This is a genomic window from Arthrobacter sp. CJL-S3 (assembly GCF_056711635.1).
Window position 1 is genome coordinate 522,884 of sequence record NZ_CM160046.1, and the last position, 24,369, is coordinate 547,252.

At 68.2% G+C, this 24,369-nt stretch carries 24 protein-coding genes, 1 tRNA gene and 1 other RNA gene; 12 read left to right on the forward strand and 14 right to left on the reverse strand.

All coding sequences use genetic code 11. From position 1 onward, the window contains the following. Positions 1 to 7: 7 nt before the first annotated feature. Positions 8 to 2,122, reverse strand: coding sequence for an acetate--CoA ligase (locus AC06G6_RS02480; protein ID WP_479826031.1), 2,115 nt, complete (start codon positions 2,120 to 2,122; stop codon positions 8 to 10). A gap of 264 nt (positions 2,123 to 2,386) precedes the next feature. Here AC06G6_RS02480 and AC06G6_RS02485 point away from each other — a divergent pair, with 264 nt between their 5' ends. The 7 genes from AC06G6_RS02485 (at position 2,387) to AC06G6_RS02515 (ending at position 6,275) form a co-directional block, all read left to right on the forward strand. After that, entirely contained in the window at positions 2,387 to 2,812 is a 426-nt protein-coding gene (locus AC06G6_RS02485; RefSeq protein ID WP_479826034.1) for a CoA-binding protein, read from the forward strand. 87 nt (positions 2,813 to 2,899) lie between these two features. Beyond that, entirely contained in the window at positions 2,900 to 3,310 is a 411-nt protein-coding gene (locus AC06G6_RS02490) for an MmcQ/YjbR family DNA-binding protein (protein ID WP_479826036.1), read from the forward strand. Continuing rightward, positions 3,307 to 3,888 (forward strand): DUF1990 family protein, encoded by a 582-nt coding sequence (locus AC06G6_RS02495; RefSeq protein ID WP_479826038.1) that lies wholly within the window; start codon positions 3,307 to 3,309, stop codon positions 3,886 to 3,888. Before AC06G6_RS02490 ends, AC06G6_RS02495 begins: the two co-directional genes overlap by 4 nt. Continuing rightward, positions 3,866 to 4,468 carry a hypothetical protein gene (locus AC06G6_RS02500; RefSeq protein ID WP_479826040.1) on the forward strand — a complete coding sequence of 201 codons (603 nt, stop codon included), beginning with the start codon at positions 3,866 to 3,868 and terminating at the stop codon, positions 4,466 to 4,468. Before AC06G6_RS02495 ends, AC06G6_RS02500 begins: the two co-directional genes overlap by 23 nt. Positions 4,469 to 4,527: 59 nt before the next feature. Further along, positions 4,528 to 4,845, forward strand: coding sequence for a putative quinol monooxygenase (locus AC06G6_RS02505; protein WP_479826042.1), 318 nt, complete (start codon positions 4,528 to 4,530; stop codon positions 4,843 to 4,845). Between the two features lie 76 nt (positions 4,846 to 4,921). Beyond that, positions 4,922 to 5,215 carry a DUF503 domain-containing protein gene (locus AC06G6_RS02510; protein WP_069950535.1) on the forward strand — a complete coding sequence of 98 codons (294 nt, stop codon included), beginning with the start codon at positions 4,922 to 4,924 and terminating at the stop codon, positions 5,213 to 5,215. Between the two features lie 118 nt (positions 5,216 to 5,333). Further along, positions 5,334 to 6,275, forward strand: coding sequence for a hypothetical protein (locus AC06G6_RS02515; RefSeq protein ID WP_479826044.1), 942 nt, complete (start codon positions 5,334 to 5,336; stop codon positions 6,273 to 6,275). An 85-nt stretch (positions 6,276 to 6,360) separates the two neighbouring features. On the opposite strand, the gene purL is transcribed toward AC06G6_RS02515, so the two are convergent. Genes purL through purS form a run of 3 tightly spaced genes read right to left on the reverse strand, consistent with a single transcriptional unit; the run spans position 6,361 to position 9,708 of the window. After that, complete coding sequence (gene purL / locus AC06G6_RS02520; protein WP_479826046.1) at positions 6,361 to 8,700, reverse strand: phosphoribosylformylglycinamidine synthase subunit PurL; 2,340 nt, start codon at positions 8,698 to 8,700, stop codon at positions 6,361 to 6,363. Continuing rightward, complete coding sequence (gene purQ / locus AC06G6_RS02525; protein WP_479826047.1) at positions 8,697 to 9,455, reverse strand: phosphoribosylformylglycinamidine synthase subunit PurQ; 759 nt, start codon at positions 9,453 to 9,455, stop codon at positions 8,697 to 8,699. The genes purL and purQ overlap by 4 nt, the downstream gene beginning before the upstream one ends. Position 9,456: 1 nt before the next feature. After that, the gene (gene purS / locus AC06G6_RS02530; protein WP_011690410.1) at positions 9,457 to 9,708 is read right to left on the reverse strand and encodes a phosphoribosylformylglycinamidine synthase subunit PurS; all 252 of its coding nucleotides are present in this window, start codon (positions 9,706 to 9,708) and stop codon (positions 9,457 to 9,459) included. Positions 9,709 to 10,006: 298 nt separating this feature from the next. On the opposite strand from purS, the gene AC06G6_RS02535 reads away from it, so the two are divergent. Next, positions 10,007 to 10,192: a hypothetical protein gene (locus AC06G6_RS02535; RefSeq protein WP_479826049.1), complete on the forward strand. Its 186-nt coding sequence runs from the start codon at positions 10,007 to 10,009 to the stop codon at positions 10,190 to 10,192. A gap of 357 nt (positions 10,193 to 10,549) precedes the next feature. Continuing rightward, positions 10,550 to 13,633, forward strand: a complete 3,084-nt coding sequence (locus tag AC06G6_RS02540; RefSeq protein WP_479826051.1) for a S8 family serine peptidase — start codon at positions 10,550 to 10,552, stop codon at positions 13,631 to 13,633. A gap of 119 nt (positions 13,634 to 13,752) precedes the next feature. Here the strand turns inward: AC06G6_RS02540 and AC06G6_RS02545 are convergent, their stop codons facing one another. The 4 genes from AC06G6_RS02545 to AC06G6_RS02560 are packed head-to-tail and all read right to left on the reverse strand — an operon-like array spanning position 13,753 to position 16,125. Then, on the reverse strand, positions 13,753 to 14,115 hold the full coding sequence (locus tag AC06G6_RS02545; RefSeq protein WP_479826053.1) for a serine protease inhibitor: 363 nt from the start codon (positions 14,113 to 14,115) through the stop codon (positions 13,753 to 13,755). Further along, on the reverse strand, positions 14,112 to 15,110 hold the full coding sequence (locus AC06G6_RS02550; protein WP_479826055.1) for a 3-methyladenine DNA glycosylase: 999 nt from the start codon (positions 15,108 to 15,110) through the stop codon (positions 14,112 to 14,114). Before AC06G6_RS02550 ends, AC06G6_RS02545 begins: the two co-directional genes overlap by 4 nt. Beyond that, positions 15,067 to 15,624 (reverse strand): SSI family serine proteinase inhibitor, encoded by a 558-nt coding sequence (locus AC06G6_RS02555; protein ID WP_479826057.1) that lies wholly within the window; start codon positions 15,622 to 15,624, stop codon positions 15,067 to 15,069. Before AC06G6_RS02555 ends, AC06G6_RS02550 begins: the two co-directional genes overlap by 44 nt. A 27-nt stretch (positions 15,625 to 15,651) precedes the next feature. Then, positions 15,652 to 16,125, reverse strand: coding sequence for a MarR family winged helix-turn-helix transcriptional regulator (locus tag AC06G6_RS02560; protein ID WP_479826059.1), 474 nt, complete (start codon positions 16,123 to 16,125; stop codon positions 15,652 to 15,654). An 80-nt stretch (positions 16,126 to 16,205) separates the two neighbouring features. Between AC06G6_RS02560 and AC06G6_RS02565 the strand changes: the two genes are divergently transcribed. Next, on the forward strand, positions 16,206 to 16,439 hold the full coding sequence (locus AC06G6_RS02565) for a hypothetical protein (RefSeq protein ID WP_479826061.1): 234 nt from the start codon (positions 16,206 to 16,208) through the stop codon (positions 16,437 to 16,439). A gap of 201 nt (positions 16,440 to 16,640) precedes the next feature. Continuing rightward, positions 16,641 to 16,847, forward strand: coding sequence for a hypothetical protein (locus AC06G6_RS02570; protein ID WP_479828831.1), 207 nt, complete (start codon positions 16,641 to 16,643; stop codon positions 16,845 to 16,847). A gap of 88 nt (positions 16,848 to 16,935) precedes the next feature. On the opposite strand, the gene AC06G6_RS02575 is transcribed toward AC06G6_RS02570, so the two are convergent. The 5 genes from AC06G6_RS02575 to ffs all read right to left on the reverse strand — a co-directional run bounded on the left by AC06G6_RS02575 (position 16,936) and on the right by ffs (position 22,582). Further along, positions 16,936 to 18,294 carry an aspartate kinase gene (locus AC06G6_RS02575; protein ID WP_479826065.1) on the reverse strand — a complete coding sequence of 453 codons (1,359 nt, stop codon included), beginning with the start codon at positions 18,292 to 18,294 and terminating at the stop codon, positions 16,936 to 16,938. A gap of 337 nt (positions 18,295 to 18,631) precedes the next feature. Then, a complete protein-coding gene (recR, locus tag AC06G6_RS02580) occupies positions 18,632 to 19,231 on the reverse strand; it encodes a recombination mediator RecR (protein WP_307461921.1) in 600 nt (199 codons plus the stop codon). A 51-nt stretch (positions 19,232 to 19,282) separates the two neighbouring features. Continuing rightward, positions 19,283 to 20,794 carry a hypothetical protein gene (locus AC06G6_RS02585; RefSeq protein WP_479826069.1) on the reverse strand — a complete coding sequence of 504 codons (1,512 nt, stop codon included), beginning with the start codon at positions 20,792 to 20,794 and terminating at the stop codon, positions 19,283 to 19,285. Further along, positions 20,755 to 22,458 carry a DNA polymerase III subunit gamma and tau gene (locus AC06G6_RS02590; RefSeq protein WP_479826071.1) on the reverse strand — a complete coding sequence of 568 codons (1,704 nt, stop codon included), beginning with the start codon at positions 22,456 to 22,458 and terminating at the stop codon, positions 20,755 to 20,757. Before AC06G6_RS02590 ends, AC06G6_RS02585 begins: the two co-directional genes overlap by 40 nt. 27 nt (positions 22,459 to 22,485) lie before the next feature. Further along, an RNA gene (ffs, locus tag AC06G6_RS02595) (signal recognition particle sRNA small type) lies at positions 22,486 to 22,582 on the reverse strand. 327 nt (positions 22,583 to 22,909) lie between these two features. Between ffs and AC06G6_RS02600 the strand changes: the two genes are divergently transcribed. Further along, positions 22,910 to 22,994 (forward strand) — tRNA-Ser (locus tag AC06G6_RS02600). 68 nt (positions 22,995 to 23,062) lie between these two features. Here the strand turns inward: AC06G6_RS02600 and AC06G6_RS02605 are convergent. Beyond that, positions 23,063 to 23,971 carry an oxygenase MpaB family protein gene (locus AC06G6_RS02605; RefSeq protein ID WP_479826074.1) on the reverse strand — a complete coding sequence of 303 codons (909 nt, stop codon included), beginning with the start codon at positions 23,969 to 23,971 and terminating at the stop codon, positions 23,063 to 23,065. Between the last annotated feature and the right edge of the window lie 398 nt (positions 23,972 to 24,369).

Below are 24,369 nucleotides of genomic sequence, written 5' to 3' on the forward strand. Positions count from 1 at the left end.
ATGTTCCTTACTTCTGGGTTATTTCGGGTTGGTCATTGCGTTCACGCAGGACGGTCTGGATGCCGGCGATCGACGGCTCGTTCTGCAGCGAGGTCGTGTCACCGAGCGTGGTTCCTTCGAACAGCTGGGTCAGCAGCCGGCGCATGATCTTGCCGCTGCGGGTTTTCGGCACATCCTCGACGACGACGACGTCGCGCGGCTTAGCGATCGGCCCGATCTCCTTCGCGACCCAAGCCTTCAATTCGGACGCGATGTCCTCGGTAGCCGCGCATCGCGCGAGCGAGGAACGAGCGAGTGAAGTGATCGGACCGGGGTCCCCGGGCGAGCTTGCGAGCTCGGGGGAGTCCGTGAACGCTAAGCGGCGCGAGGACATCGCGTCCGAACTCTTCAGCACCACGAACGCGACGACGGCGTGGCCGGTCTTCGGGTCCGCGACCGGGCAGACGCCGGCCTCCACGACGTCCGGGTGCGAGACGAGGGCCGATTCGATCTCGATCGTGGAGAGCAGGTGGCCGGAGACGTTCAGGGTGTCGTCCACCCGCCCGAGGATCCAGATGTCGCCGTCGTCGTCGTACTTGGCGCCGTCGCCGGCGAGGAACCAGCCCCGGTCGGCGTACTGGCGCCAGTATGAGTCGAAGTAACGCTGCGGGTTGCCCCAGACCGTGCGGGCGATGGCGGGGCCGGGGGCGTCCACCACAATGAAGCCCTGGACGCCCGGCGGGACCGTGTTGCCGGCGTCGTCCACGATCCGGGTGCTGACGCCGGGCAGCGGCCGGGCGGCGCAGCCGGGCTTGAACTCGGTGTCGGTCGGTGCGGGGGAGAGGATGGTGGCGCCGGTTTCGGACTGCCACCAGGTGTCCACCACCGGGACCGTGCCGGACCCGACGTTCTTCCGGAACCAGCGCCACGCCTCGGGGTTGACGGCTTCGCCGACGGTGCCGAGCAGGCGGATGGAGGAGAGGTCGTAGCCGGCCGGGACGCCGTCCGGGAACCAGCCCATCAGCGAGCGGATGAGGGTGGGCGCGGTGTAGTACTGCGTGACGCCGTAGCGTTCGATGATTTCGAAGTGCCGGCCCGGGTGCGGGGTGTTCGGCGTGCCCTCGAAGATCACTTGGGTGGCGCCGTTGGAGAGCGGGCCGTACAGCTCGTAGGTGTGGGCGGTGACCCAGGCGAGGTCCGCCGTGCACCAGTGGACGTCGCCGTCGCGGAGGGCCGGGTCCGGGTTGCTGAAGAGGTGCTCGAAGCTCCAGGAGGCCTGGGTGAGGTAGCCGCCGGAGGTGTGGACCAGGCCCTTGGGCTTGCCGGTGGTGCCGGAGGTGTACATGATGAACAGCGGCGTTTCGGCGTCGAACGCTTCCGGCGTGTGGTCCGCGGAGGCCTGCCCGACGGCGTCATGCCACCACACGTCGCGGCCCGCGGTCATCGGGACGGTGTCCAGCAGTTCCGGTGCGGTGGTGCGGTTGACCACCAGGACGTGCTCGACGGCGTTGTCCCCGGCGACGGCCGCGTCCGCGTTGTCCTTGACCGGCACGGCCACGCCGCGGCGGAACTGCCCGTCGGTGGTGACGAGCAGTTTGGCGCCTGTGTCCTCCACCCGGAACCTGAGCGCCTCGGCGGAGAAGCCGCCGAAGACGAGCGAGTGGATGGCGCCGATGCGGGCCACGGCCAGGGTGATGATCACGGTCTCCGGGATGACCGGGAGGTAGATGACCACCCGGTCGCCCTTGGTGATGCCGAGGTCCAGCAGGGCGTTGGCTGCCCGGGAGACCTCGCGCTGCAGTCCGGCGTAGGTGATGGTGCGGCGGTCGCCGGGCTCGCCCTCGAAGTGCAGGGCCACCTTGTCACCGCGTCCCGCCGCGACGTGGCGGTCGACGCAGTTGTAGGCGACGTTGAGCCGGCCGCCGTCGAACCAGGTGATGTCCGGACCGGTGCCGGCGCCGACGTCGGCCGGGACGCGGCGGTGGGTGGTGTGCCAGGGCTTGTCCTGCCCGGGAACGTCCGCCCAGTCGAGCCGGAGGGCCGCGTCCTCCCAGAAGGAGAGGCGCTCGGCCTCCGTGACCGGGTGGCCGGGCGGGGCTGTTTGGTGCACCGTGCGCGCGGGCGAGGAAAGGGCAGTTGTCATTGGGATACTCCATCGGTCCTGGCGGTAGCACCCTGCGGTCAGGGTTGCTGCGGCGTCATGGATCCAGGTCTCTTGGCCGCTCGGGATGGTCCTTCCCAACTAAAACGGATTGGGGGCGTTTCCTCAAATTCCGAGGTTTTGTCGCGTAATATTCGGCCAGATGCCCTTCGGTGCTGAAGTGTCGGTCAATTGTTCGGAATGCCGTGGCCCTCGGATGCCCTGTCGCTGGCCGGGAGCCGGCGCGGTGGCGGTTAGGCTGTGCTCATGGCCCACGTCAACGATCCGGCAGTCCTCGAAAAGCTCATGCGCACCAAGGGGCGGTGGGCCATTGTCGGCCTGTCCACGAACCAGTGGCGTGCCGCCTACGACACATCCCTGTTCATCCGGGACCGGCTCGGGATGGAGATCATCCCGGTGAATCTGCCGGGCGATCCTGTGCACGGGGAAACCGGCTACGCCGCGCTTGCCGACATCCCGCCCGAAAAGCAGCCGATCGACGTCGTCGACTGCTTTGTGAATTCCCGGAAGGTGGGGGCCGTGGTGGATCAGGCGATCGCCGTCGGCGCCAAGGCTGTCTGGATGCAGCTCGGTGTGATCGACGAAGCGGCCGCGGCCCGGGCGAAAGCCGCCGGGCTCGACGTCATCATGAACGCCTGCCCCGCGCAGGACGCCAGGCGCTTCGGCCTCTGACCGGACTCGCGCCGCAACCGGGGCCGCGGCCGGCGGTCCCGGCAGTAATGCCTGCAGAATGTCCGGGCCGGCCAGTAGGCTCGGAACATGGATGCAGCTGCACTCCGGGGAATCTGCCTGGGCTTTCCCGGCGCCTTCGAGGACTTCCCGTTCGGGCCGGAGACGTCGGTGTTCAAGGTGCGGGCCGCAGTGTCCGGCGGCAGCCGCCGTGACGCCAAGATGTTCGCCCTCTCCGCCCTGGCGTCGGCCGACTTCTCCGTCAGCCTGAAATGCGAGCCCGCCCTGGCCGAACAGTTGCGCGCCGCGCATCCGGAGATCACCGGAGCGTGGCATATGAACAAGAAGCACTGGAACGGGGTGCGCCTGGACGGGTCCCTGCCCGATGCAATGGTGCGCGACATGGTGGAGGATTCCTACGACCTCGTGGTGGCCTCGCTGAGCCGCCGCCAGCAGGAGCAGCTGGGCTGGGCCCGGCTGGCCGACGGCGGCCGCGCGTGAGCGCGCGGATCGCCCGGGGCGAACTGAACTACCCCGGCATCGGATTCACCAGCGACGGCCGGTCGCCAGCGGGCTTCGACCGGTCCCGGGCCAGTGCCCATCTGGGCGAAGGGTTCGAGACCTACCGCCGCGTCGCCGCCGGGATCCTCACCTGGCAGATCCAGCGCCGGTCCGGGCTGCGGGTCCGGACCGAAACCGAGGCGGTGGAGTCCGGCTCCCGGATTGTCAGCGGATTCGGCATCGGGCCCTTCCGGATCAAGGCGCCGTGCGAGGTCGTGTGGGTCCGGCGCCCGGCCCCCGGAAACACGGCGCAGTCGGCAGGGTTCGGTTATGGCACGCTCCCCGGCCATCCGGAGCGCGGCGAGGAGGCGTTTGAGGTCTCCATCGACGCCGCCGGCGCCGTGACCTTCACCATCACCGCCTTCAGCAGGCACTCCAACTGGTTCTACGCCGTCGGCGGGGCAGCGGCCAAGGCCGCCCAAAGGCTCATCACTTCCCGATACATTGACAGTGCACGTCAACTGGCCGCAGGTGAGAGCCGATCAGGAGCAGGCAATGCTGAACCAAACCACGCTTGACGAACTTTGGAACTTCGAGGACCCGCAGGCCTCGGAAGCCCGCTTCCGGGCGGCAGCGGCCGATCCGGCCTACGACGCCGACGAACGCGCCGAGCTGACCACCCAGCTGGGCCGCGCCATCGGCCTGCAGGGCCGGTTCGAGGAAGCCGACGCGCTGCTGGACGCGGTCGACGGCGACGAACCCACCGTGGCGGTCCGGGTGCTGCTGGAGCGCGGCCGGGTGCTGAACTCCAGCGGGCACGCGGAGATGGCCGTGCCGCTCTTTGAACAGGCCGCCGAACTCGCGGACCACCTGGGCGAGGAATTCCTGGCCGTGGACGCGCTGCACATGCTCGCCATCGCCGATGCGGCCCACGCCGAGACGTGGACCCGCAGCGCCCTGGAATACGCGTCCACCGTGCACGACGAGCGGACCAGGCAGTGGCTCGTGGCCCTGCACAACAACCTGGGCTGGACGCTGCACGACGCCGGGCGCTGCACCGAGGCGATGGTGGAGTTCCAGCTCGCGGCGCAGTGGGCGGACCGCGTGGGCACCCCGCGGCAGCAGGAACTGGCGCGCGAGGCGATCGAGGCCTGCTGAAAACAGTCCCTTCGACTGTAAGAATGGAACACCGTCCCGCCATACCGAAAGGCAGTTCCGTGATCTTCATTGTCGTCAAATTCAAGGTCAAGCCCGACTGGTCCGACCGCTGGCTCGGCCTCGTGCAGGACTTCACCCGTGCGACCCGGCAGGAACCGGGCAACCTGTGGTTCGACTGGTCCCGCAGCGTGGAGGACCCCAACGAATTCGTCCTGGTCGAGGCCTTCAAGGATGACGCCGCCGGGGACCACGTCAACAGCGCACACTTCAAGCAGGCCATGGCGGATATGCCCCAGGCCCTGCGGGAGACGCCGCAGATCATCAGCCGCCAGTTCGACGGCGAGGGCTGGGACCGGATGGGTGAGCTCACCATCTAACCCCCGTCGACTGCTCCGTAACCGCCCTTTTGGCGCCCCAAAACGGCGGTTACGGAGCACTCGCTACGATAAATGCATGTGGATCGGCTGGATTGAATTCGACGTCCTCCTCGGCGACGTCCACAGCCTGAAGGAGAAGCGCTCCGTGGTGCGCCCGGTGCTCGCCGAGCTCAAGCGCCGCTTCGACGTCTCCGTGACCGAGGCCGGACTGCAGGACCAGTACCGCCGCACTGTGATCGGCGTCGGGCTGGTCGCGGCGGACCGGGCGCACCTCGTCGAGGTGCTGGCCGCTGTTGAACGCTTCGTCGCGGCCAGGCCGGAACTGGAACTGCTCAGCGCCCGCCAGCGCGAACTCCGCAGCGACGACTGAAACCATCGATTGCTCCGTAGGCGCCCTTATGAGGTGTCATAACGGCACCTGTGGAGCAGCGGATTGGGTGGTGTGGATAACTTCTGCGGCGTTCCCGCGGTTCTGGTCTCATGAAGCCATGAAAACCGCACGCCCGCTGCCGGACGATTTCCGGGGACGCCCCTTCACCGTTGTGGAAGCCGCCGCGGCCGGAGTGTCGCCCAAGCGGCTCCGCCACCGCTCCCTCGCAACGCTCGGGAAGGGGATCCGTTCCCAGGGCCCGACGCCGGGGATTCCGTTGAGCGTGAGGGTGCGGCCATTCATTGAGGTCAATGAGCGATGCGCCGCGTCGCACCTCACCGCGGCGGAGCTTGATTCGCTTCCGGCGCGGCGTCAAAAGGAGGGACCGCCGATGTATCACGTGATCAGGCCCGAGGGTGCAGCCCATCTCAACCGTCCACATGTCATCGTTCACCGGATGAAGCTCTACGACGACGAGATCACGCTCCTGGACGGGATTCCCCTCACCACACCGGAGCGAACCTGGCTGGATCTCGCCGAGATGCTGACCGTGGAGGAACTTGTGGTGGCCGGCGACAGCTGCGTCCGCGTCCCCCGGCTCGAGTTCGAGGGCAGGGACATGCCGTTATGCAGCCTCGCGGATCTGCAGCGGATGATCGACCGCCACCGGGGGAAGCGAGGAATCCGCAAGGCGCGGGAGGCCATCAGACTCATACGCGTGGGCTCGGATTCGCCGCAGGAATCCATGCTGAGACTTGCCATTGTCCGGGGCGGTCTTCCGGAACCGGAACTGAACGTGCCGATCGTGGACGATGCAGGAACGCGGCACCACGAACCCGACTTGTCCTACCGCAAATACAGGATCGGTATCGAGTACGAGGGCGAGCAACACGGCGAAGAGGGACAGATTGTCCGGGACATCGCCCGATCCGAACGGTACACGGCCCTCGGCTGGACCGAGGTCCGGATCTCCAACCGGCATATGCACAATGACGCCAAGGCCGCCGTGGCCAAGGTCCGGGCCGCGCTGGTCCAGGCCGGCTGGCGTCCGGGCCGTTAACCCACATCGACTGCTCCGAAACCGCCGTTCTGAGGGTTCAAAAGGGCGGTTGCGGAGCAGTCGATGGTGGTGGGGGGCGGTGGGGCTAGCCGAAGTACTTCGGCAGCGTCGCCTCGTGGGCTTCGCGGAGGGATCCGAGGTTCATGGTCTCGACGCCGGTGATCTCCAGCGTGCCGCCCTCAGCGTCGACGACGCCGATCCGCAGATGCGGGAAGCCGCGGGCGGTGCACATGTCCGTGAAGCGGATCTCCTCGGAGCGGGGCACCGCCACAATGGCGCGGCCCTGGGTCTCGGAGAACAGCGCCGTGAACAGGTCCACGCCGTCGCGGTCCAGGACATCCTGGAGCGCGACCCGGGCACCCACGCCGTAGCGCAGCGAGGACTCCACGAGGGCCGCCGCCAGGCCGCCTTCGGAGAGGTCGTGCGCGGAATCCACCATGCCGTCGCGGGAGGCATTGATCAGGATCTCACCCAGGGCCCGCTCGGCGGCGAGGTCAACCTTGGGCGGCAGCCCGCCGAGGTGTCCGCGCATGTTGGACCATTCGGAGCCGTCCAGTTCCGCCGCCGTCGTGCCGAGCAGGTAGATGGCCTGGCCGTCTTCCTTCCAGCCCGACGGCGTGCGGCGGGCGACGTCGTCGAACTTGCCGAGCACGGCCACCACCGGGGAGGGGTGGATGGGGGTGGTGCCGGTCTGGTTGTACAGCGAGACGTTGCCGCCGGTGACCGGGATGCCCAGCACCATGCAGGCATCCGACAGGCCGCGGATGGCTTCGGCCAGCTGCCACATCACGTCGGGGTCCTCGGGGGAGCCGAAGTTCAGGCAGTCGCTGACCGCCATCGGCACGGCACCGGAGGTGGCGACGTTACGGTACGCCTCGGCCAGCGCCAGCTGCGCGCCGTGGTACGGGTCGAGATAGGTGTAGCGGCCGTTGGCGTCGGTGGCGAGGGCCACGCCCAGGCCGGTTTCCTCATCCACCCGGACCACGCCGGCGTCGTCCGGGAACGCCATGGCGGTGTTGCCGCCGACGTAGCGGTCGTACTGGTTGGTGATCCAGGACTTGTCGCACATGTTAGGCGAGGCGACGAGTTCGGTGATGGCGGCGGCCAGCTCCGCAGGCGCGGACGGGCGGCCGGCGTCCTGCACGGACCCGGTGAAGGCATCGGCCTGCACGGCGTCCTGCCACTCGGGGCGGGCGTACGGGCGGTCGTAGACCGGGCCGTCGTGGGCCACGGTGCGCGGGTCGACGTCGACGATCACGTCGCCCTCCCAGGTGATGATGAGGCGGCCGGTATCCGTCACCTCGCCGAGCCAGGAGTACTCCACGGCCCACTTGTCCATGACGGCTTCAAACGCGGCGACGTTCTCCGGGGTGACCACGGCCATCATGCGTTCCTGCGACTCGGACATCAGGATTTCGCCCGGGGTCAGGGTCGGGTCGCGGAGCAGGACGGAGGTCAGTTCGACTTCCATGCCGCCGTCGCCGTTGGAGGCGAGCTCGGAGGTGGCGCAGGAAATGCCGGCGGCGCCGAGGTCCTGGATGCCGTCCACCAGGGAGCCCTTGAACAGCTCGAGGCAGCATTCGATCAGGACCTTCTCGGCGAAGGGGTCGCCGACCTGCACGGCGGGGCGCTTGGACGGCTTGGTGTCGTCGAAGGACTCCGAGGCCAGCACGGAGGCGCCGCCGATGCCGTCGCCGCCGGTGCGGGCGCCGAAGAGCACCACCTTGTTGCCCTTGCCCGAGGCGTTGGCGAGGCGGATGTCCTCGTGCCGCATGACGCCGACGGCGAGGGCGTTGACCAGCGGGTTGCCCTGGTACACGGAGTCGAAGACCATTTCGCCGCCGATGTTCGGCAGGCCCAGGGAGTTCCCGTAACCGCCGATGCCGGCCACGGCGCCGTGCATAACGCGGGCCGTGTCCGGGTGGTCAATGGCGCCGAAACGCAGCGGGTCCATCACGGCCACCGGGCGGGCGCCCATCGAGATGATGTCGCGGACAATGCCGCCGATGCCGGTCGCGGCGCCCTGGTAGGGCTCCACGAACGACGGCGAGTTGTGGGACTCGATCTTGAACGTCACGGCCCAGCCGTCGCCCAGGTTGGTGACACCGGCGTTTTCGCCGATGCCCACCAGCATGTCCTTCTTCATCTCGTCGGTGACCTTTTCGCCGAACTGGCGCAGGTGGTTCTTCGAGGATTTGTAGGAGCAGTGCTCGCTCCACATCACGGAGTACATGGCGAGTTCGGCGCCGGTCGGGCGGCGGCCCAGGACCTTGACGACCTCGTCGAACTCGTTCTGCTTCAGGCCGAGTTCGGCCCAGGGGAGTTCGACGTCCGGGGTCTTGGCCGCGTTCTCGACGGTGTCGATGTTGAACTTCTTGGTCTCGGTGGCGGTGCCGGCCGTCCGGCCAGTCGACGTCTCCGTCATTTGTTGTCTCCCACGATCTTGTTCAGTACAGAGGTGAAGAAGCCGAGGCCCTCGGTGCCGGAGCCGTCTTCGGGGCCGAAACCGGCCTCGACGGCGTGCTCCGGGTGCGGCATGAGGCCCACCACGTTGCCCGCGGCGTTGGAGATGCCGGCGATGTCGCGGCGGGAGCCGTTCGGGTTGAAACCGACGTACCGGAACACGACCCGGCCCTCGGCCTCCAGGGCATCGAGGGTCTTCTCGTCCGCAATGTACTGGCCGTCCTGGTTCTTTAGCGGCACGGTGATTTCCTGGCCGACGGCGTAGTCCCGGGTCCAGTCGGTGGTGTTGTTCTCCACCCGCAGGATCTGGTCGCGGCACATGAACAACAGGCCGTCGTTCTTGATCATCGAGCCGGGCAGCAGGTGCGACTCGGTGAGGATCTGGAAACCGTTGCAGATGCCCAGGACGGGCAGCCGGGCGTCCGAGTTGGCGGCGTCGATGATCCTGGCCATGAGCGGCGCGAACCGCGAGATGGCGCCGGCGCGCAGGTAGTCGCCGTAGGAGAAACCGCCGGGAATCACGACGGCGTCGACGTCGCCGAGGGTGGTGTCGGCGTGCCAGAGGGGCACGGGCGTGGCGCCGGCCAGGCGGACCGCGCGGACGGCGTCGCGGTCGTCCAGGGTGCCGGGGAAGGTGACAACGCCGATCTTCGCACCCGCGAGTTGCGGGTGTGCTGCGACGGCGACGGCCTCGCCGATCAGGGGGAGTTCAGTCATCTCAGGCCTCGACGACCTCGACGTTGACGACGTCCTCGATGACCGGGTTGGACAGCAGGGTCTCGGCGGCGTTTCGGGCCTGGGCCAGGATCTCCTCCGTCACCTCGCCATCGACCGTGAGTTCAAAGCGCTTGCCCTGGCGGACAGAGCTAAACGCGGTGAAGCCCAGACGGGGGAGTGCACCCACGATGGCCTTCCCCTGCGGGTCGAGAATCTCGGGCTTGGGCATGACGTCGACAACGATCCGGGGCATCCGGCAACTCCTGTGCGTGAGCATTGGTAAGGGCGCAGCGGAGTGATGCCGTCTCACGCCGGTCCGCTGTGTGGTGAGGACTGCTTGATGAACACAGCGTGAAAGGGCGCTCCGCGAGCTTGCATGCCCATTCTACCGGCCGCGGCGCGTCCGGCCGCATTCGTGGCCGGGAGTGTGAACGATGCCTGCCCGGCCGCCCGGACAGCACTCGGCGGGCGACCACATCAGACGCGCCGTGGCCGGGCGTGGCCTGCGCCGATCTATGGTCACCCCGGTGCGCCGTCAGTAGGATGTGCGCATGTCTGAGAAATCAAAATCCATGGTCTTGCCCGTCGTCGCTGCCGCCGTATTCGCCGGCCTGGGCCGAATGGTGCTCCAGAAGATCAAAGCTGACCGCAAAGCCCGGGAAAGCAATGTCGCCGGGCCGCTGGATGACAAGACCCGCGCGTGGATCAGCGAAGTGGTCAGAACTCCCCGCCAGTAATGGGCTGGAGTTCCCTGACTCCCCGCAAGTAGCGGGCGCCTCCGGCGCTTTGAGACCTCACCGATCGGCCGACCCGGCAGGGCCGCCCGCGCCCCTCCGGCGCGGCCGGCCCGCCGGGTCTTGTCGATTTGATTGACAAATTTTGATTTACCCTTTGTGGGCTATGTCATATCTGGCTCTCAGTCTGTACTGTATGAATCGGCTGGTATCCGTCGGGCCCGTGAGAGTCTCAGCTCTTTCTGTCCGGCCAGTCCGTTGACCCGGCACCACCGTCGGGACCGTTCCTTATGAAAGGTTCAACCACACGTGAAATCACCAGGAAAGAGCTTCCTTCGAAGCGGGGGACTCCGGAGGGCCATGGCACTGACCCTGGGCTTGCCGATTCTCTTGTCAACAGTCGCGATCGCGCCCGCCACCGCGGCACCGGGATCCACCGTTGCTCAGGTTGCGCAGAAGAATCTGGATCCCAGCAGCTACCCGGACGGGCGCTACATCGTGCAGCTGGCTGAGAAGCCGGCAGCGAGCTACGAAGGCGGCACGCCTGGTTTTGCCGCCACCAAGCCGGCGACAGGCAAAAAACTCGACGCCGGGAAGGCCGAGGTCAAGCAGTACCGGGCCCATCTGGAGAAGAAGCAGGCCGAGATCGCCGGGCAGCAGGGTGTGCAGGTCAAGCGCCAGTTCTCCGCAGCGGTCAACGGCTTCAGCGCCACGCTCACCACGGACCAGGCCCTCCAGCTGGCCAAGGATCCCAGCGTCCTGCTGGTTTCCCCCGACACGGAAAACGCCCCGGATTACTCCAGCACCGATTTCCTGAAGCTCAGCGGCGAAAACGGCACGTGGAACACGAAGTTCGGCGGCCAGGACGGTGCCGGCAAGGGCGTCGTCGTCGGCGTCATCGACACCGGCTACACCCCGGGCAGCGCCTTCTTCGCCGGCGAAGAGGTCAAGCCCCTCGTCGGCAGTCCCGTCGTTGGTGTGCCGTACAAGACGGCGGACGGCAAGATCGCGATGCTCAAGTCCGACGGAGAAATCTTCACCGGTGAGTGCCAGGCGGGCGAGGACTTCGACGGTTCTGCCTGCAACTCCAAGGTCCTCAGCGCCCACTACTACTCGGAGGACTTCGAGGCGAACGTGCCCCCGGCCAACCGGGCTCCGCAGGAGCTGCTGTCCCCGGTCGACGTCGACAGCCACGGCACCCACACCGGCAGCACCGCGGTGGGCAACGCCAATGTCGAGACGTTCGTCGACGGCCGCAGCTTCGGCTTGACCAGCGGCATCGCGCCCGCCGCGAAGCTCGCCGTGTACAAGGTCTGCTGGGAAGACACCGACCCGAACACCGGCGGCTGCTACAGCTCCGCGTCCGTGGCCGCCGTCGAGCAGGCCATGGAGGACGGGGTGGATGTGCTGAACTACTCCATCTCCGGCTCCGCGACGTCCGTGATCGACCCCGTCTCGGTCGCCTTCCTGAACGCCTCCACCGCGGGCATCTTCGTCGCCGCGTCGGCCGGAAACTCCGGACCGACCGCCAGCACCGTCAACCACGGCGGCCCCTGGGTCACCACGGTTGCCGCCAGCAGCTTCTCCCAGGAGCTCCAGGGCACGGTCGAATTCGCCGACGGCGCCAAGTTCCGCGGCGCCAGCATCATGAACAAAGAGGTCAAGGACGCCGGCGTTGTGCTGGCCGCCAACGCGGCCGCAGCGTCCCCGCCGACGTCCCCCGCACTGTGCGGTCCCGGCACCCTGGACCCTGAGAAGGTCGCCGGCAAGGTCGTCGTCTGCGACCGTGGCGTTGTCGACCGTGTCGCCAAGAGCGCCGAGGTCGCCCGCGGCGGCGGCGTCGGGATGATCCTGGTGAACCTCAGCAGCTCCTCGCTGGACACGGACAAGCACGCCGTCCCGACCGTCCACGTGAACCCGCCGGCCACCGAGGCCATCAAGGCCAAGGTCACCGCCAACCCGGCCATCACCGTTTCACTCGTAGCCAAGGACACCACCGGGCTGGCGCTGGAAGCTCAGCCGCAGATCGCCGGATTCTCCTCCCGCGGCCCGCTGCTGGCCACCGACTCCGACCTGCTCAAGCCTGACGTCGCCGCCCCCGGCGTCGCCGTCCTGGCCGGCGTCTCGCCGATCGGTACGGGTGGCGACGACTTCGGCTTCCTGTCCGGCACCTCCATGGCCGCACCGCACGTTGCCGGTTTCGGCGCCCTGCTCCTGGGCAAGAACCCGAACTGGTCCCCGGCCACGGTCAAGTCCGCCATGATGACCACGGCAGGCAACGTGGTCAACGCTGACGGCTCCAAGAACACCGACGTCCACGCCACCGGCGCGGGCCAGGTGGACCCGGCACGTATGGTCGATCCGGGTCTGGTCTACGACGCTAACCTCGGGGACTACCTGAAGTTCATCCAGGGCACGGGCGTCAACCTCGGCCTGGCGTCCAGCACCCTTCCGCGGGACATGAACGTTCCGTCCTTCTCACTGGGAAGCCTGACCGGAAAGATCACCGTGACCCGCACGCTGACTGCCCTGACCCCGGGCGTCTACAAGGTCAAGGCGAACGTGCCGGGCATCAAGGTCAGCGTGGCTCCGGCCTCCCTGAACTTCAAGGCCGCCGGCGAGAAGAAGACCTTCAAGGTGAGCTTCGAAAACAAGGGAGCCGCCCTGGCCCAGTTCGCCATGGGCTCCCTGAGCTGGGAGGGTGCGGGCAAGACCGTCACCTCGCCCATCGCCGTCCGTCCGCAGTCCGTCCTGGCTGCCAAGGAAGTCTCCTTCACCTCGGAGGCCGGCACCGGCTCCGGTGACATCAACGTTGTCTCCGGCACCGACAAGCCGATCTCGATGACGCTGGATGGACTCTCCAAAGCGGATTCCTCCGCAGTGGAGCTGATCCCGGGTGCGTTTACCGGCCGCGCTGATGCCTCAACGTTCGTCAAGACGGTGCAGGTCCCTGCCGGTGTCCCGCTGGCCAAGTTCTCGGTCATCTCCTCTGACGAGGCCTCGGACTTCGACATGTGGGTCGTCACCCCCCGGGGTGTCGAGCAGGTCGCCACGGCTTCGGCCAGCGAGTCGCTGTCCATCCCGAACCCGGCTGCCGGCTCGTACACGATCTACGCGAACCTGTACTCCAGCCCGGATAACAAGGCCCGCAAGGCGTCGGTGGACGCGGCTGTCCTCGGCGCCAATGAGAAGAACGCGACGCTCACGCCGAACCCGCTGGTGCTGCCCAACGGCGAGGCCGGCAAGGTCACGCTGAACTGGACCGGCCTGAAGCCGGGCTCCTACATCGGACGCGTCACCTTTGCCGGTACCAGCGAGCCGACGTTCGTCAGCGTCCTGGTGAACGGTGCCGGCGAGGCTGCGGTCGCGCCGACATCGGACGGCTCAGCCGGGCTCTCCAAGTTCCTGAACCCGGAGCTGGACCGCCCGAACAACGCCATCTAGGCGGAGTCCAACCCTGACAGCAAAGGCCAGTGGCCGGCGGTTTCCACCGCCGGCCACTGGCCTTTAATCTGCCATTCAGACTTCCGGTGAGGCCAGCACCGGCGTTCAGCGGGGGCGGTTCAGATCGCGCCGGTGGAGCCCGCGACTCCGCCCAGCAGCGGCGCCATGGTGCGCCAGCGGGCGATCTCGCAGCCGTCGGTGCGGCTGAACTCGCTGCTGACTTCCCGGCCCAGGAACCAGCCGGTCACCACGGCGACCTGCGGGCCGCCGTACTGCTGGGTGCACAGCTTCGGCGGGCCAGGCTTGGGGAAGAAGATGTCCTCCCCGTGCTGCGTGACTGCCGCGAGGGCGGCTGCGGAATCCGGCAGGGTGCAGCCCTCGGCGAGGATGCCGCCGCTGGCCTCCAGCCGGAAGACGTGCTCCGGGGCGCCGGGTGCCTCGGTCAGGCGGACGGTGAGGTCGATCTCGTGGGTGGCGGTCATTGCTGTCCTTCCGTGCGTTCAGGGGCAGGGCCGGGGCCGGAACCCGCCGACTGCAGCAGGGGCGAGAGCTCCCGCAGCAGCCTGCGCCGCAGCTCCTGCGATTCGTCGGAGAAGGCCCGCTGGTGCTCAACGTACTCGGCCTTCCCTTCGGCCGTTTCGATCAGGATGGCGGGATAGCCCCATTCCTTCAAGTCATAGGGTGACGCCTGCATGTCCATGGCCCTGATCCGCCAGGACAGCTCGAAGCAGTCCATCACCAGCTCGCTGGGCAGCAGCGGCGCGAGTTTGTAGGCCCATTTGTACAGGTCCATGTTGGCGTGCAGGCACCCCGGCTGTTCCATGCTCCGCTGGTTCTCCCGGCTCGGCGCCAGGCTGTTCAGCGGCACGGCGTCCGGCGTGTAGAAGCGGAAGGCATCGAAGTGCGAGCAGCGGATCCGGTTCTCCTCCACCACCTCGTCGGTCCGTCCGGAGCCGAGCCGCAGCTGGAGGTACTCGTGCCGGAGCTCGAATTTGTCCTGCCGGTAGACCATCGCCCACTCGTGCAGCCCGAAGCAGCCGAACTGCGCCGGCCGCGCCGCCGTCCCGGCCAGGATGATCCCGGCGAACTGCAGTGCGTCCCGCCGGTCCCGGACGAACGCCTCGACGTCGACCGTAATGGCCGCGCTGCCCGGCGGCAGGCCGGCGGCGGCGAGTTCGCCGTCGTCGGGCGTGCGGTAGTACTTCCAGCCGGTGCGCTCCGCCGCGGCGGGGCCGGTGAGCACGACGCCGGCGCCCGGGTGCCAGCGCAGCAGCTGGCCCGGCTTCTGGGTGTAGTAGGTGAAGAGGAAGTCCTCGACGGGGTGCTTCCTGCCGGCGGACCGCCGGGCGAGGTAGGGATCCGCATAGCGCCGGACTCGCGCCTGATGGGCGGCCTGGCGCTGCAGCCAGGCTTCCTGGGGGAGGCAGTGCAGCTTAGACAGCCCCGCCGGTGGAGCCAAGGACGTCCTTGGCGGCATTCCAGGCCGCGATCTCGCAGCCGTCGCGCAGCGTGAACGTCGCTTCGACCGGCTGGCCGTCCACCACGCCCGTGACCGTGGCCTCCTGCGGGCCGCCGTACTGCATGGTGCAGGCCTGGTCCGTTGGCCGGGGCGCGGGACTGAGCAGCGCCGCGTTGTTCTTTACGGCCAGGCAGGCCGCGGCAGCGTCGGGATGCTGGCTCTCGGCGGCCGGGACCCCGCCCTGGCAGACCAGGGTGAAGTTCGCGGGTGTGCCCGTCTCGGACGGCTTGACCATGATCGCGAGTTCGGCATTGCCCTCCCCGGGACCGGAGGTCACGGGGACGGCAGACGGCGAGGGCGCCGGCGTCGTCGTTTCAGTGTCGGGCGAGGGGGTGTCCGTCGCGGAGGGGCTTGTCTCCGTCGGGCCGGGGGACGTGGCCGACGGCGACGGGGTTCCGCCGCCCGGCGTGCAGGCGGCCAGTCCTGCTACCGCCATCAGAACGAGCGCCGCGTGGCTCAGTTGCTTGCGCATCAGCTGTCCTCCTGTGTTTTGCCCAGTCTACCGCCGGGGCGGGCCGTTGGGACCAGCCTTCGTGGCCGCAATCAGATCCATCATGGAGGCGTGCAGCTGGCCGACCTGCTCACGGGTCAGGCCCAGCCGGTCCATCATGGTGCCGGGCACGGCGGTGGCCTGCTGCCGCAGCGCAGCTCCTTGCGGGGTCAGTCCCACGGCCAGGGTTCGTTCGTCGCCGGGCACCCGCTGGCGCGTGATGAGGCCGGCCGCTTCCAGGCGGCGCAGAAGGGGCGAAATCGTTGCCGGCTCCTGGGCGAGGGCCTCGCTGATGTCGCGCACGGAGCGGGGGCTGGACTCCCAGAGGCACAGCATCACCAGATACTGGGGGTGGGTGAGTCCGAGCCTGTCCAGCACCGGCTTGTAGGCGCCGACGACGCTGCGGGAGGCCACCGTGAGCGCGAAGCAAAGCTGGTGCTCCAGCAGGAGGTCGTCCTGGGTTCCGTCGGTCACATCCGCCACGTGGGCCCTCCTTGAATAGTTAGTGCACTAATCATTAGCGTACACTGACAGGAACGTCTCGTTCTTAGGAGTGGATAGTCATGGCCAAGGAAAAAGCCGAAAACGCCTCGCAGAGGTTCATGCACGCCATGGGTAAACTCCGGATGATTTTCGGACCCGCCAACCGCAGCTCCCTGGGACACGAGATGACCGAGCAGAACCGTGAGTTGCTGGCCCGGCGCGAAGCCGAAACCCAGCAGTGGGAGACCCTGCACCGCCCCGACGGCAGCACCTATGTCGTGCCGCGCAACCCCGAGGACAAGTCGCTGCGGTAAAGCCGAAGCCGCTGCCGCGCTGCACCTGCGGCCGTGCTTTCCGGGCTGGTTCCCGCGGGGTTTCGGCCGGCACCCATGCCTTTCCCCGGCGTCGGGCGTAAAATAAGGTCACTGGCACCAGCACTTCGCCACGGCCGTTCCCCGTGGCCGGACAGGGGAGAGGGGGTGGGAATTGTGGCACTTCCACTGAAGAAGGCTGCCCTGAGGCAGCACCTGCACCCGTCTTCATGGGCTCGCTTCCTTTTCGGCCCTGCCTCACGGGGGGATTACTCCGCACCGGTCGTTCACAAGCATGACGAGTTCGAAACGGCTTCCGAGGCGGAGCTCGCCGGTTTTGAAGTGGAGACCGACGCATTCGGACATCACTACGCTGTCCGAAAGGAAGACCTCCCGAAAGAGGAAGTCTGAGCAGCGCCCCGCGCAGGGCACAACGAAGGGAGCGGCAGATGCCGCTCCCTTCGTCGGTTAATTCCTGGGGCTAACCCCCGCGGGTGGCTCAGCGGCCGGTACCGCCATGCACCGTCGCCTCATCATCGCTGTCCAGGTCGAAGGCCTTGTGGATCACGCGCACGGCGTCGTCGAGCAGGTCCGCGTGCGTGACGACGGAAATCCGGATTTCCGAGGTGGAGATCATGTTGATGTTGATCCCGGCCTCGGACAGCGCCGCGAAGAACCGTGCCGAGACGCCCGGGTGGGATCGCATGCCGGCGCCGATCAGCGACAGCTTGCCGATCTTCTCGTTGTACTCGATGCTCTCGAAACCGATCCGGTCCTGCGCGGCGTGCAGGGCGGCCAGGGCATCGGCGCCCTCGACGATCGGCAGCGTGAAGGAGATGTCGGTCCGGCCCGTGCCGTGGGTGGAAACGTTCTGGACGATCATGTCGATGTTCGAGTGCGCATCGGCGATGACCTGGAAGATCGCCGCAGCCTTGCCCGGGATATCGGGAACCCCGACGACCGTGACCTTGGCTTCGGAACGGTCATGTGCAACACCGGAGATGATTGGCTGCTCCAAGGCAACTCCCTCTTGGGTTGTGATTTTGTCGTCGGCGCTGGGCATGACCCAGGTGCCTTCGTTCTGGCTGAATGAGGAACGGACATGCAGCGGGACGCCGAAACGGCGGGCGTACTCGACGCAGCGCAGGTGCAGGATCTTGGCGCCGGACGCCGCCAGTTCCAGCATTTCCTCGCTGGAGATCCGGTCGATCTTGCGGGCCGAGGGCACGACGCGCGGGTCGGCGGTGTAGATCCCGTCGACGTCGGTGAAGATCTCGCACACGTCCGCGTCCAGGGCGGCGGCCAGCGCCACCGCCGTCGTGTCCGAGCCGCCGCGGCCCAGCGTGGTGATTTCGTTCGTGGTGCGGCTCATGCCCTGGAAGCCCGCGACAATCGCGATGTGGCCCTTGTCCAGGGCGGTGCGGATGCGGTGCGGGTCGACGTCGATGATCCGGGCCTTGCCGTGGATGCCGTCGGTGATCATGCCGGCCTGGGAGCCGGTGAAGGACTGGGCCGACGCGCCGAACTTGTTGATGGCCATGGCGAGGAGTGCCATCGAAATGCGTTCGCCGGCGGAAAGGAGCATGTCCATTTCACGGGCCGGGGCGGAGTCGGTGACCTGGGCCGCGAGATCGAGCAGCTCATCGGTGGTGTCGCCCATGGCGGAGACCACCACGACCACTTCGTCGCCGGCGTTCTGGGCATCCACGATCCGGCGGGCCACGCGCTTGATGCCCTCGGCGTCCGCCACGGAGGAACCGCCGAACTTCTTCACCACAAGGTGCTTCGTCGTGGCGGCAGCAGCGGGCAGATCCTGCGGCTGCGGTCCGGGGTGGACTTCGGTAGTGGGCAAACTCATGCGCGCACCCTCACTGGATTATCGGGTCTGGGCCAAGCAACCAAACGGCGCGACGGCGTTACTTCTCACCCCAGTTTATCGCCGGGACCCCTTGGATGCTGAATTGTGACCGTATGCCAGACAGCCCCGCATCCGTTCCGCGGGACATGCGCTCCGCCGCGGTCCAGGGGTGGGCATGTGCTCCGGCCCGTCGCGGACATGCCCCCCGGTGTGGCCGGGGGATGGGCATACTGGCCCTATGTCCATCCGTGGGCGCGGAGGCTGGGCATGTCCACGCCGGGGCGGGAGGGCGACGGCGGCAGCTGCCGGGCGCTTGGCCAGGCGCTTGGCGGAGCCGCTAGCTCAGGGCGTTGCGCCGGCCCTCGAAGGCGCGGCCGAGAGTGACCTCGTCGGCGTATTCGAGGTCACCGCCCACGGGCAGGCCCGAGGCCAGCCGGGTCACGGCGATGCCAATCGATTTGAGCATCCGCGCCAGGTAGGTCGCGGTGGCCTCGCCCTCCAGGTTGGGGTCGGTGGCGATGATGATTTCCTGGATGGCGCCGTCGTTGAGCCGGGTGAGGAGTTCCCGGATCCGGAGCTGCTCGGGGCCGATGCCGGCAATGGGGTTAATCGCCCCGCCGAGCACGTGGTACCGGCCCCGGAAGGAGCGGGTGCGCTCGACGGCGAGGACGTCCTTGGATTCCTCAACCACGCAGATGATCGAGGGGTCCCGGCGGGGGTCGCGGCAGATGTTGCACAGCTCCTGTTCCGTGACGTTGCCGCAGACGGTGCAGAATTTGACGCGTTCCTTGACGCTGGTGATGGCGTCGACGAGCCGCTTCATGTCCTGCGGGTCGGCCTCGAGGATGTGGAAGGCCAGCCGCTGGGCGGACTTGGGCCCGACTCCGGGAAGGCGTCCGAGCTCGTCGATCAGCTCTTGAACTGCGCCTTCGTACACTGTGTCCTCGTTCGTTTGGGGTGGTGACGGGTGGTGGACCCGGCGGTGCGGCTAGAAGCGCGGCGGCAGCGGGCTTCCGTCCAAGGACCGCTCTTCAACAAGTTTTCCGCCCAGAATGCGCTCGACGGCGGCCCGTCCGAAGACGCCCGATTCCTCGATCGTTTCGTCATCCGCGCTGGGGATGTCCTGGACATAGGTGGTCGTGGCGGCCGCGGCCCGGGCCGGGGCTTTCGCGCGGCCGGCTTCGGCTTCCGGGCTGTTGGACAGCCGTTGATAGAGGCTTTGCCGGCCCGTCGAAGGCGGCGCCGCCACGGATGCGGAGGCCGCAGCCGGCGACGCGGCCGGTGACGCGGTTGGTGGAGCGGGTGCGGCCACCGGGGCGGCGGTTGCCGAGGACGCGGGCACAGCCATCGGCGCGGCGTTGGTGGAGGCCGGAAGGGACGGGGCGCCCACCGACACCAGCTCCGCGGAATCCCCCCACCCGTTGGACGATGAGGCGACCGGCTCATACGCGGCGGTAGCCGACACTGCTGCGGCGTAGTGCGGGACCTGGGCCGCCGCAGGTTCGTAGTGCGGCGGTTCCGGTTCCGGCTCCGGCTCCGGCTCGGACGCGACGGGCTTCCCGGGCGCGTAGCTTCCGACGTTGGAGTCCGAGCCGATCGTCCAGATTCCGGGGGCCTGCTCGACGGCGCGGGCCCACGGGTCGTTGGCAGTGTCCGGAGCCTGCGGTGCCGGAGTGCCGGCTGGAGGCGTCGCGGCAGCAGTGCGGGAACGCGCCGGCGAAGCGGCCCTCTTGCGGGCGGGCGCGGCGGACGGCGGGGCGGGGGCCGGCTGGACGGCCCGCGCCTCGAATGGGGCCGCGGGGTCCCAGTCCATGGGCGGTTCCTCGTCCAGCGGCGGAGCGTCCTCGTCCCGGGGCGGGCCCCAGTCATCGTCGGGGTAGGCGTAGGATCCGGCGGCCTCCGGGGAGGCGATCGGGAATTCACCTGCGGCCGAGGCCGCCGGCACAGCAGACGGGGATTCCTCGGGGGCAGCCGCCGGAACGTGCGTCGGCGCCGGGGAAGGGGAGATGGATGCGGCGACGGGTGTCTGGACCGGAGCGCCCGGTGTGACAGGTGTCTGGGCCGCAGCCGCCGGTGTGACAGGTGTCTGGGCCGCAGCCGCCGGTGTGACGGGACCAGGTGCAGGTGTCACTGCAGCTGGCCCGGAAGGAGCCGGGGCGGCGGCCGGGGTCAGGCCCCAGTCCGCGTCGGTGGACGAGGCCGGGACGTCCCGGCTAACGGGTGCTTTTGGGTTTGGCTCAGAGCTCGCTGCGCTGTTGCTTCCGCTGGCCACGGCATTGATCTGGCATTCGATGCCGATGGTCTTGTGGATCGCCTGCCGCAGGTTCTCGGAGTGATCCGCCCGGCCGAACGCGCCGGCCAGCCCCGAAGTGGTGAAGGCGAGCGTCAGGACATGGTCTTCGAAGTGGCCCACCTGGGCATTGGGCTCGACCAAGGCCCAGGTGCTCCGCTTGATCTTGGTCAGCGTCTGCAGGATCTCCGGCCAGGCGCGGCGGAGCACTTCGACGTCGGGCCCGGAGCCGGTGGCCGCGGCGCGCGGGGCTGAGGGAGCCGCTGGGGCCGGCTGGTTCCTGGCAGGTGCGGGTGAAGGAACGGCTGGGCCGGCTGACTCTGGACAGCTGCTGGGGAAGGAGCGGCCGGAGCCGGGCTGGACGGGGCTGGGGGTGCCTCAGCCGCCGGCTGCAGCGGCTCGGACGTCGGGGGTGCCGGGGCCCGCCCGGGCTCCGCACGGTTGACCGCGGCGGACTCGTCGACAGGCCAGTCGCCGGTGCTGACGCGCGGCGGGGTGAGTGTTTCCCTGGCCGGTTCGCCGTCGCGCCCGGGTGCGACGGCAGGTGCGGAGGCTGCCGGTGCTGCGGGGACCGCGGCGGCCGGAGCTGCAGCCGCAGGAACAGGAGCCAGCGGGGCCGAGGCCGGGGCAGCTACGGCGGGCGCGGCTGTGACCGGGACAGCGGACGCGGCGTGCGGCGCGGCGGGAGCCCCGACGTCGTTGCCGGCGTAATTCAGGCGGCGTTCCACCCTGTCGATCCGGGCGGCAATGCCGCGCTCGGTCTGCTCGGAGGACGGCAGCAGGATGCGGGCGCAGAGCAGCTCCAGGTGGAGCCGCGGCGACGTGGCGCCGGTCATTTCGGTGAGCGCGGTGTTGGTGACGTCCGCCGCGCGCGACAGCTCGGCCGCGCCCAGGTTGTGGGCCTGGTTCTGCAAACGCGCGATCTGGTCCGCGGGCATGCCGCGGAGGATCGACTGGGCGCTCTCCGGCATGGCCTGGACGATGATGAGGTCGCGGAAGCGCTCGAGCAGGTCCTCCACAAAACGTCGCGGGTCATGCCCGGTCTGGATCACGCGGTCCACCGCCCGGAACACCGTGGCGGCGTCGGAGGCTGCGACGGCCTCGACGACGTCGTCGAGCAGGGACGCGTGGGTGTAGCCGAGCAGCGCGACGGCGAGTTCGTAGTCCAGGCCGTTGGGTCCGGCGCCCGCCATGAGCTGGTCCAGGACGGAGAGCGAGTCCCGCACCGAGCCGCCGCCGGCGCGGATGACGAGCGAGAGCACGCCGGGGGCCACGGCGACGTTCTCCTGCGTGCAGAGCAGTTCGAGGTACGCCATGAGCGGTTCCGGCGGCACGAGCCGGAACGGGTAGTGGTGCGTGCGGGAGCGGATGGTGCCGATGACCTTGTCCGGCTCCGTGGTGGCGAAGATGAACTTGATGTGTTCCGGCGGCTCTTCGACGATCTTGAGCAGGGCGTTGAAGCCGGCGGACGTGACCATGTGGGCCTCGTCGATGATGAAGATCTTGTAGCGGTCGCGGACGGGGGCGTACGTGGCCCGTTCGCGCAGGTCACGGGCGTCGTCGACACCGCCGTGGCTGGCGGCGTCAATTTCAATGACGTCGAGGGATCCGGAGCCGCCGCGGGCGAGTTCAACGCAGCTGGGGCACTTGCCGCAGGGTGTGTCCGTGGGGCCCTCGGCGCAGTTCAGGCAGCGGGCCAGGATGCGCGCGGAGGTGGTTTTTCCGCAGCCGCGGGGGCCCGAGAAGAGGTAAGCGTGGTTGACGCGATTCTTGCGCAGAGCCGTCATCAGCGGCTCGGTGACGTGTTCCTGCCCGATAACGTCCGCGAACGAATCGGGACGGTATCTGCGGTAAAGGGCGGTTGTAACAGTCACAGATAAACCCTACCAATCGGCACAGACATAAAAGACCCCTCATGCACCCGCCAGAGCCCATTTACCCTTGCTACCTTCCGGTCCTGGGGGAGTTCAACAGGATGACGCCACATGAGGGGCCGTCAGCAAGTTTACCCGACGTTTGAGTGTGCCCCGAATCGTGCACTTCGCACCCTGAAAATCCCGCGGGACATGCCCATTTTTCGCGGCTCCGAGTGCGCATGCTGGGCTTCTGTCCAGTGGCGGCGCGCAACGCGGGGCATGTCCCGTGGGCGGGGTAGTGCGCGGGTGGACATGCTCATTTTTCGCGGCTCCGAGTGCGCATGCTGGGCCTCTGTCCAGTGGCGGCGCGGGACGCGGGGCATGTCCCGTGGGCGGGGCCCGAGGGGTCAATTGGGCGATGCCGGGAAGTTCAGGTATTCTAGTATCTGCTTTTGATTCAGAAGCTACTGGAGAATTCGCCTAGCGGCCTATGGCGCACGCCTGGAACGCGTGTTGGGTTAACGCCCTCGGGGGTTCAAATCCCCCATTCTCCGCGGTTGGCCCCGGTCCCTTGGACCGGGGCCTTTTTGCGTCCGGAAGAGTCCCGCGCTTAAACCTGTTCTCAGGACAGGCCCAGTCTCAGCAGGCGGGCCCGGGCGGCCTGCTCGCTGGGCCCCACCCGACCCAGGGCAAGATGGACGACGCCGAGCGTCACCTTTGTGGCCAGCCGCACCGGCAGCGGGATGGGGCCCAGCCGTGCGGTCCGCAGGCCCAGCAGGTCGCGGTATTTGGGCTCCAGACTGGCCACGGCTGCCGCGAACAGCACCCGGTAGCCAGGCCTGAGCACCGGATGGAGCGGCGGATTGCGGATGAACGCCACCGTCTCCGCGACCCTCTCGTCGGAACGGAGCTCGCCGGCGTCGTGCCACCGATCCAGCTGCCGGCGCATTTCCGCCTCGCTGAGTGGCGGTGACTCCACTCCCATGAGCTGGCCGGCCTGCGCCCACTCCCGCACGTAGGCGTCGGGGCCGCCGGGAATTGGCCTGCCCCAGATCTTGTGCGCAGACAGGAAAGCGTCGGTGAAGGCAATGTGCACCCAGCGGAGCAGCTCAGGATCGTTCGCCGCGTAGCTCCGGGAGACGCCATGGCCGTCCACGTAATCCCCGCGCACCGGCCCGTGGAGCCGCAACACCCAGTCGGAGGCTGCCCGGGCCGCGGCGGTTGAACCGTAGGAAACCGTAAAGATCCAGCGGATCGTCCCGGCAAGCCGGCCCAGGGGGTCCTCTCGGAAGCGGGAGTGGTCGTGGACGCCGGCCAGCGCCCCGGGATGGAGCGCCTGCATGAGCAGGGCGCGGATTCCCGCCACGATCGTCGGCATGTCCCCGTGGACGGCCCAGACCGCAGATCCTGGCAAGTGGTAGCCAGGATCGTCGCCTTCCGCCAAGCGCGGGACCCAGTCCGGGACGGCGTCCCGGGTCCCGGTGAACGTCTGCTTGAGTTCTGCCTGCCATTCCCTGAGGAGGTTGCGCATACTCCATTCTCACCCACCGCGGCGGAGCCCAGTACCTGCCCCGATTCTGAGTACTACTGGTCCACCACCTGTAGTTGGAAAGGGGTAGTTGATACGGTTCCCACGCCCCCGCGATTGTGGTCCCATAAGAGCGTGAGTCCGCAAAATTGGGGACTGGCGAACAGGATGCGGGAGTCACATCGTGGGAAAACACTGGGGAAACTCATCGAGTGAGCAGGCAGTCAGAGCGCGAATCATTGCTGCGCGCTGTCTATCCGGCGGCTTCTGCCTCTCCCTGGCGGTCCTGACGTTCGGCGTCCAAGGACTCTCGGGCAGCGGCGCGGCAGTTGTGCCGTCCCCCTCCCAGGCCTATGGCGTCGTGGGACCCGGCACGCTGAATCCGGACACTCCGGGCACGG